The following is an 8,093-nucleotide window of genomic DNA, read 5'->3' as shown; positions in this document are numbered from 1 at the left end:
GACGATTATTATCCACTGGCGTCTCGTCTGGATCAGACTCCTTCGGTGTTTCTGGATCTGTAGGACTATTCACAATCGCGATATTCGAAATCACTGTACCGTCTGCCAAGTCTGCATCTACCAGCACCACTAAGCTTAAGGTCACCGTCTCGCCCGCTGGGAGGGTACCCACATTCCAAGTCACAATGCCATTCTCCAACATGCCACCCATGTCCGCACTTACAAAAGTAGTTCCCATCGGAATCGGATCCGTTACTACTACCTCTTGTGCATCACTTGGTCCATTATTCGTCACCGTAATCGTGTAGGCCAAGTTCTCGCCCGCTACCGCTCGCGCCGTAGTCGATTGCTTCGAAATGGCCAGATTCGCGAGAGTTTCTACCGTCACTTCATTTGGATCACTATTAACAGGGCCATTCGGTTCGTTATCACTGTCGGCATTTGCAATATTAGTAATTACAGTACCCATTGGAACATTAGCTGGCACCCCTACAGTAAGCGTCAAGACACGCTCAGCCGCTGGCGCCAGTTCACCAAGATTCCATACCACTTCACCATTCTGGAAGACACCCCCTTCAGAGGCCTCTTGGAAAATTAGCCCTTCGGCAAAACATCACGAACGACTGTATTGACAGAAGGAGCTAGTCCATTATTTCGGACGGTTAATGTATAAACCAGGCTTTCGCCTGCAATGACCGTAGGCGCTGACTCCTTCACGAGCATCAACATGGCATCATCACAATCATCCCTAAAAAGTATCGGAACCATAAACAGGTCACCCGCAGGGTTTTCACACATGAACTCATTCGTCACACTTACAAAGAGTGCCGGAATACCCGAGTTAGGTCCCAAGTTCATGACCGTCAAGATACCATTCGCATCAATAGCGAAATTAGCCCCATTAATCACATCGCCATCTAGAATCTCACGATTCTTATTCTCATCTAAATACCAGCGGAATTTAGCGACAGCTGGATCGATCGTACTAGAAGGAGAAAGTGCTGGAGTGAGTACAAGCGCATCGGTAGGACAAATTTCTATGTCATTTCCAGTCACTACTATATCATCCGCCCTTGGAGCAGGGTTTACCGTTACTTCAATAGGCACGCGCAGAGACTCTACATTACATAAAGGATCAAAGGCGGCAACAAAGAACGTAGTGTTTTCTGTCAATACCGGAGTGGTAAACGGCTCATTAAAAGCAGTTTCCGCTAAAGGAGCACCCCCTTCTGCTACGTTGTACCAGCGTAATACTGTTCCCTGTGGTGCTGTGGCAGTTAAGATAGCCGATTCACCTTCACAAATTTCTACATTGGCAGCATCAGCATCCACCTCTGGTGCGCAATACCCGGGAAAACTCCAGCAAAATCAAGCGATTGTGCCACAGATAAATTAACTAGCGAATTATAGCGTACAAAAATGCGATCTACGGGCACACCAGGCGTAACGGGGAAATCAAAAAATTGACCCGGCTGCAATAGCCCTAATAAATCCACATTCAAGAGATTACTCAACGGTTGATTGGTAACTACCTGACCATTTCGAGTAGTTACGATATTCACATTATTCAATACCCCCGCAGTAAGCAAGCTCTGTGTTAAGCGCAAGCGTACGTTAAAGGTAGCATCTGGCCTTGATGGGGCGCCAAGAACTACAAATTGCTCAATAACGCCTGCTACTCCTAATACACCGAAAGATAAGCTCGAGAAAGTATTAGGATTTCCATCTATTGCATTTTGAGGATTCCGAACAGGAGGATTCAAATTCAATGCATCCAATGTAAGCCCTGAGGTATTAAACCCTGTAAATACAGGATCAGGACAGTCTTCCTGTCCGTCTAAGGTAAAAGCACCAAAGACTTGAACGGTGTTTGTTGTATTAAAACCTAATAATCCACTTGTAGAGGAACCAACTCTTATTTGATTATAAGTACCCGTCGGTGTAATAGCAAGAAACACCCTACCTTCTGGATCCACTAATACCCGAAATCTATCACTTGTTAGCGTTTCAGGGTCTCCAGTAGAAGCACTATTAACCAATGTGCCATTATTTAAGGCAGCCACACTTACGGTATGATTACCAAAAAGTAAGGCTCCACCTATGTTAGCTACTAAATTACCTAATCCCCCATTCAGCAAACTACCAAGGATATCGTCGTTAAAATTCAAGCGAACGAATGTCGTTTGATTAGCAGGAATAGGCTGGTCAAATTGAATCGTCACAAAACCAGTAAAAGAACCTAATCCTGCTGCTACACCAGCGCCTGATCTAACAGTAGCGAATGTGTTCAAATTCCCATCTACCGCATTATTTTGGTTGTTGGTATTGTTTGAGTTTTGAATGGTCGTAGCGAAGCGCCGGTTCACTTGGGCTTCTGCGAGGCTACTCCACAGGAAAAGCCCCATCAAAAAGAAGAGGCTGTACCTAAGGCTTGAGTTGAAGTGTTTCATATACTATGATTTGCTGGTTCTAAGAAAAATTTACTGTGGCGGACTCTGGCAGCTGTTTTTTCCACATGCCGGCATAAGCCCCATCCTTTTCGATCAAATCAAAGTGGTTACCTTCTTCCACCACTTTCCCCTTGTCCATGACTACTATCTTATCCGCTCGGACGACCGTGCTGAGGCGATGGGCAATCAAAATGACAGTCTTGCGCTCTTTTTTTAATGTATATAGGGTATTTAAGATGTATTCTTCCGATGTGCTGTCTAAGGCTGAGGTAGCCTCATCAAAAATTAAAATTTCAGGGTTTTTATACAGTGCTCGCGCAATAGCCAATCGCTGACGCTGCCCCCCAGACAGGCTCACACCGTTTTCACCTATATAGGTTTGGAAACCCTGGGGAAGCTCTTCGATAAAATCGAGTATCCCTAATTGCTTGGAAATACTGATTACGCGGTTCATATCAGGCGTGAAATCCCCTATCGCGATATTTTCTAACACATTACCTGCAAACAAATGAATGTTCTGAGGCACCACACCCACTAATTCCTTAAGCGAATCCGCTTTAACATAAGAGATGTCATGCTCACCTATAAAAATTTTACCGCCATTCAGTGGATATAATTTCTGCAGCAGCGATAACAGGGTAGATTTCCCAGAGCCTGACTGTCCTACGATCGCTGTCACCTCACCATGAGGGATCACCAAATTTAGATTCTCAAAAACTGTAGCACGAGAACCGTATCGGAATTTCACATCCTTAAATGTTATGGGCCCGAGCTTCTCTTTAGACATCGGCATAAGGCCTTCTTCCTCATCGGTATGCACGTCCATGATTTCAAAAAGACGATCTGCTGCGATTAAAGAATCTTGAATGGATTTATTCATGCCGATGAAGCTGGCCACCGGCCCTGTAAAATAGCCCATGATCGCATAAAATGAGAGTAACTCCCCTGGAGTCAGCTCATTACGAAGCACAAAAGAGGTACCTATCCACAACAGGACAATCGTAAAAAGGGAGGTAACGGAGCCACTGAGGTTTCCTATCCAAATGCCATTTCTACCAGAGTCATAAACTGCTTTCAACATATTGACGAAGCGCGACTCCGTCTTGATGTTGGTATAGGTTTCCATCCCAAAGCGCTTGATTGTGCTCACGGCATTTATAGATTCCACCAGCTGAGCCTCGAGATCAGCGGAAGCTTCCATAAGTTCACGCTGAGTCTTCTTGTTGATTTTATTCGAATAAGCGTAAATGACCAGATACATCGGAATGACAAAAAGCATCATCAGCGCTAGCTTCCAGTAAAAAATGAACATGAGCGTAAACGAAAAAACAAGAACAAACACGTTGACCACAAAACCGACGATCACATCATTAATAAAGGTCCTGATTTTAACCGCATCATTAATCCGAGAAATGATCTCCCCCGTTCGCATGGTATCGAAAAAGCTTTGCGGTAGCTTCAACAGATGCTTATAGTATCCCAAAATCAATCGAGCATCGATTCTTTGTCCTGTTTGCAGCACAAGAATGCCTTTAAAATGATTGATGACGGCTGAGAACAGAATAATGGAAATCATGATGACTCCCATTAGATTTAAAAGATTCATATTGCCATTCGGCAATACATTATCTATGATTTTTTGGATATACAAAGAAGTGCCTAGTCCTAAGACCACCGCGAAAACGGAACCTACCAGGACTTGGGTGAGGATAAACTTATAGGGTGAGAGCAAAAACCAAAAGCGCTCAGGAATCGAATACGTTTGCTTTGTCTTTTCGAAGGAGCTATTCGGCTCTACCAATAGAATAATTTTAGTCCAAACCTTTAGAAACTCTTCTTTAGGCAAGACGACGAGATCACCGATAGCAGGATCCATCACGGTAACCTGCTTGTCCGTAACCTCTAAAACGACCACATAATGATGCAGCACACCTTTCACGACCACATGGGCCACGGACGGAACGGGCAGGAGAGGTAACTGCTCTTCTTTTAAGCGCACCGCCTTCGCATCAAAGCCAATCACTTTCGCCGCCTCGATCATGCCCAATAAATTGGTGCCTTTCTGATCCGTAGAAGCTAATTGCCGGATGCGTGCGATAGGAATGTCGGCGTCGTAATAATTCGCAATAGCCGAAAGACAGGCTGCTCCGCAGTCTGTCATATCGTGCTGTTTTACTCGAGTCTTCTTAAAACGCTTCTTTTTGAAAAAGTCAAACTTCAACATAAGCTATCGGTTGGCTACGAGGTTAGGGTTAATCCAGTCATCCACTTTATCGAAAAGAAGATTAGCTACGCGACGACGTGTAAAGCTGAAGCGAGCCTGCACAGTCATCCCTTTCATCAAATTACCTTGGTAGCCATTTTTAAGCTCCATGTAATCCCTATCAAGCGCACAGCGCACACGGAAATAAGGCTGTCCATCTGCTTCTACAAAAACATCGTTACTGATTTCTACTAAAGTGCCTTCTAAGAATCCCCACTCGTTATAATTAAAGGCATCTACCTGCATCTTCACCTTGGAGTCCTTACGCAGAAAACCAATATCCTTAGGACTCACGAGTACTTCAGCCAACAAGGCTCCCTCAGGTGAGATATCACCCAACGATTCACCTGCCGCGACATTTGCCCCTGGAAAGAGTTGCCGGATATCCTGAACAAATCCATCCACCGGCGCAGTAATGGTATAAAAATCCTGCTCTTCCTTCAGCTGCTTGGTGCGAGAACTTAAATCCTGAATTAAGATGCGTATCTGATTTAGATTACTTTGCCAGATAGCGGCCTGCTGGGAATAGGCAGTTAAAAGGGTATTTTTAGCATTCTCATAGTACAGCGAAACTTGATCGAACTCAGCATCCGAAATAGCACCCGCTTGATGCAGGCCTTCATTTCGCTTAAAATCTCTTTTGGTAATTTCAAATTGGTTTTTTAACTCTTTTAATCGAGCATAGAAAAAATTAGCCTCCTGCTGATAATCTGGGCTTTGTAGGGTTGGAACTTTATCCCAATCATAGGCGGCAGTGAGCTTTATTAGCTTTTCTAAATCTCGCTGTTGATTGTTGTATTCACGTAAAAGCTGCCGGCTATTATCGCTTTGTTCTGCGATAACATTTGCACGGACTGTAAATATCTTATCCCCCTTTTGAACACGCGCGTTTTCCGTCACAAATACAGAATCCACCGTACCTGAGACTAGGGAAGCGAATAGCATTTTTTATTGTCTGTGGTTTTTAACATCCCCACACCTTGTACAGAGACATCTACCTGTATAAAAAATATAGCGGTTAAACTTCCTGCTATAAGTAATAGAATGAGCTGATATAAGACTATAGAATAACCATCATACTTCCTGAAAAGAAAATTTGAAGTATTGTGTAAAATCTCAGGAGGAAATATTTTATTCTTATCCATGATAAAAGGAAAAAACTGAGAGGTTACTACCTCTCAGTCTTAATTGAGAGTATTAACCTCTATTTCTGATGCTTTCGAAAGCGCCTAAGTTGCTAAGACCTAAGTCAATGCCAAAAGTAGATCTGTTACCTGAAGCAGATACTTCCTCAGAAAGGATAGTTAAACCTAAACCACCTAGAAGAGATCCACCGCTTGCGCTTTGGCCAAAGTTATTTCCACCAAGTAGCCCACCTAATAGACCACCTAAGATACCGCCATTAACTTCAACTAATTCTTCGTTTTTTAATTCTTCGAATTTCATAATGTTTTTTGTTTAGTTTTTTTTCCCTACTCTTTATGGATTTTCGGGATACTCCAGAACGTTCATTTGCAAATACGACCGTTAATGCGAAACTGGATTGAGCTGATCCAAAAAAAGAAGAAATTAAAAAGAATTGGGATTGAAAAATGGTCTTAGCACCATATCTCAACCCCAATGAAATTCAAAAGAAAATCAATTAAAATGAGTTTCTCAAAGAATCGAATCTTCCTAGGTTATCTAAACCTAAAGAAATACCGAAGGTGCTTCTGTTTCCAGCGCTATCCACGTTCTCAGAAAGAATAGTCAAGTTAAGACCTCCTAAAAGAGCACCTGAAGAAGCACTTTGTCCGAAATTGTTACCACCTAGTAGTCCGCCTAATAGACCACCTAAAATACCGCCGTTTACTTCGGCTAATTCGTTGTTGTTTAGTTCTTCGAACTGCATAATGAAAAGATTTTGTTTGACCCCTACTCGATTAAGGATTTTCAGGAACCTCCTGCCTTTCACCTTTCGGATTCCTTACGTGTTGGTTTCGATAAGGAAAAACAAGGGTGAAAAACATTCGCATTTACGAACTGTGATAAGCTCTTGGATTTCCTACACTAAGAAAAATTTCAGAAGTTGATACCTGTCATCTCATAAAAAGCGTAATCTTAGATGCAAAAAGCATTTCTAAACAGATGAAACTAACAGTATAGCCGTGCAAAAAAAATTTTTCGCCTAATTAATTAATTAATTTACAGTCGTTTATACCATTTGACGGCGTCATCGAGAAAAAAAAAATTGCTACCCCTTGAAAAGCTTCTCCAAAAGTCAAGCAAAACTAAAATACGGCAAAGCCTACCATGCCCCAGCGCCCTCTCAGCCACTGTCGGTATTCGCCCTGAACCGCTGAAAGATGTTCCCCCGGTATTTGCCTTCGAAATACCCCCGTAAGGTTGATTCCCCCCTAGCATAAGCAGCGCAAAAAAGGCACCTCCCCTGTCGTAGACTCCTGAAAAACTGACGTACTAAAATCCCTTTGAAATGATTGAGGACGGCAATCGTCATACTTCCCGGAAACAACAATTAAAGTATTACAAAAATCTCAGGAGGAAATACTTTACTATTGACCAAACAAAAGAAAAAAACTGAGAGGTTAAAAACCTCCCAGTCTAATTGAGAGAATTAACCTCAGTTACCAAAGCTTCCGAAACCACCTGAGTTGTTTCCACCAAGTAATCCACCTAAAAATCCACCTAATAAACCACCGCTAGCATTTTGGCCAGAATTGTTTCCACCAAGTACTCCACCTAATAGACCACCTAATAGACCGCCGTTTACCTCGGCTAACTCGTTGTTGTTTAGTTCTTCGAACTGCATAATAAATAGATTTTGTTTGACCCCTACTCGATTAAGGATTTTCAGGAACCTCCCGCCCTTCACCTTTCGGTTTCCCCACGAGTTAGTTTCGATAAGGAAAAACTAAAGCAAAAAACATTTGAACAAACGAACTGGAGCAAGCTCTTGGATTTCCCGCAAATTGAAAATTTCGTAACTAAACGGCAATAAAATTACAAAAAGCATAATCTTTACTACAAAAAGCAATTCCAAACAGATAAAACTAACAGTATAGCCATGCTTAAAAATATTTCACCTAATTAATTTATTAAATTACAGCCGTTTATACCATACAACGGCGTCATCGAGAAAAAAATTTTTGCTGCCCCCTAAAAAGCCTCTCCAAAAGTCAAGTAAAACTGAAATCCATCCCCTGGTGCATGCGCTACATCCAAGCGTAAATTTAGCTTCTCCTTTTGGCTTAAGCGAAAGCGCAAGCCGGTCCCATAGGCAAATCGCAGGTCGGAAAGCCCACTCCAAGCGGCATCTTGGCCATACACCGCACCTAATCCGGCAAAGCCTACCATGCCCAGCGCCCCTCAGCCACTGCCGA

The 8,093-nt window shown here is 42.8% G+C and carries 9 protein-coding genes; all 9 read right to left on the bottom strand.

The window, feature by feature from the left end; genetic code table 11:
• Positions 1–550: DUF11 domain-containing protein (locus A3SI_RS21305; RefSeq protein ID WP_009057512.1), on the bottom strand; the 550-nt coding region annotated here is incomplete at its 3' end.
• A gap of 44 nt (positions 551–594) precedes the next feature.
• Positions 595–1,332, bottom strand: a complete 738-nt coding sequence (locus A3SI_RS19840; protein WP_040671215.1) for an Ig-like domain-containing protein — start codon at positions 1,330–1,332, stop codon at positions 595–597.
• A complete protein-coding gene (locus A3SI_RS15925; RefSeq protein ID WP_040671213.1) occupies positions 1,308–2,450 on the bottom strand; it encodes a hypothetical protein in 1,143 nt (380 codons plus the stop codon). Before A3SI_RS15925 ends, A3SI_RS19840 begins: the two co-directional genes overlap by 25 nt.
• 19 nt (positions 2,451–2,469) lie before the next feature.
• On the bottom strand, positions 2,470–4,674 hold the full coding sequence (locus tag A3SI_RS15920; RefSeq protein WP_050977565.1) for a peptidase domain-containing ABC transporter: 2,205 nt from the start codon (positions 4,672–4,674) through the stop codon (positions 2,470–2,472).
• A 3-nt stretch (positions 4,675–4,677) separates the two neighbouring features.
• On the bottom strand, positions 4,678–5,658 hold the full coding sequence (locus A3SI_RS15915) for an HlyD family secretion protein (protein ID WP_009057509.1): 981 nt from the start codon (positions 5,656–5,658) through the stop codon (positions 4,678–4,680).
• A 252-nt stretch (positions 5,659–5,910) separates the two neighbouring features.
• Positions 5,911–6,159, bottom strand: coding sequence for a hypothetical protein (locus A3SI_RS18525; RefSeq protein WP_009057508.1), 249 nt, complete (start codon positions 6,157–6,159; stop codon positions 5,911–5,913).
• Between the two features lie 196 nt (positions 6,160–6,355).
• Positions 6,356–6,604 (bottom strand): bacteriocin, encoded by a 249-nt coding sequence (locus tag A3SI_RS15910; RefSeq protein ID WP_040671219.1) that lies wholly within the window; start codon positions 6,602–6,604, stop codon positions 6,356–6,358.
• Positions 6,605–7,333: 729 nt separating this feature from the next.
• The gene (locus A3SI_RS15900; RefSeq protein WP_083836563.1) at positions 7,334–7,522 is read right to left on the bottom strand and encodes a bacteriocin; all 189 of its coding nucleotides are present in this window, start codon (positions 7,520–7,522) and stop codon (positions 7,334–7,336) included.
• A gap of 347 nt (positions 7,523–7,869) precedes the next feature.
• Positions 7,870–8,067 (bottom strand): hypothetical protein, encoded by a 198-nt coding sequence (locus A3SI_RS15895; protein WP_009057504.1) that lies wholly within the window; start codon positions 8,065–8,067, stop codon positions 7,870–7,872.
• Positions 8,068–8,093 lie beyond the last annotated feature (26 nt).

Origin of the sequence: Nitritalea halalkaliphila LW7, assembly GCF_000265075.1 — a bacterium.
Classification (GTDB): domain Bacteria; phylum Bacteroidota; class Bacteroidia; order Cytophagales; family Cyclobacteriaceae; genus Nitritalea; species Nitritalea halalkaliphila.
This window is presented reverse-complemented; position numbering and strand designations above follow the sequence as displayed.

Coding starts and splice junctions, on each gene's coding strand:
- A3SI_RS15925 (WP_040671213.1), bottom strand. CDS start 2,450: ATGAAACACTTCAACTCAAGCCTTAGGTACAGCCTCTTCTTTTTGATG.
- A3SI_RS15920 (WP_050977565.1), bottom strand. CDS start 4,674: ATGTTGAAGTTTGACTTTTTCAAAAAGAAGCGTTTTAAGAAGACTCGA.
- A3SI_RS15915 (WP_009057509.1), bottom strand. CDS start 5,658: ATGCTATTCGCTTCCCTAGTCTCAGGTACGGTGGATTCTGTATTTGTG.
- A3SI_RS18525 (WP_009057508.1), bottom strand. CDS start 6,159: ATGAAATTCGAAGAATTAAAAAACGAAGAATTAGTTGAAGTTAATGGC.
- A3SI_RS15910 (WP_040671219.1), bottom strand. CDS start 6,604: ATGCAGTTCGAAGAACTAAACAACAACGAATTAGCCGAAGTAAACGGC.
- A3SI_RS15900 (WP_083836563.1), bottom strand. CDS start 7,522: ATGCAGTTCGAAGAACTAAACAACAACGAGTTAGCCGAGGTAAACGGC.
- A3SI_RS15895 (WP_009057504.1), bottom strand. CDS start 8,067: ATGGTAGGCTTTGCCGGATTAGGTGCGGTGTATGGCCAAGATGCCGCT.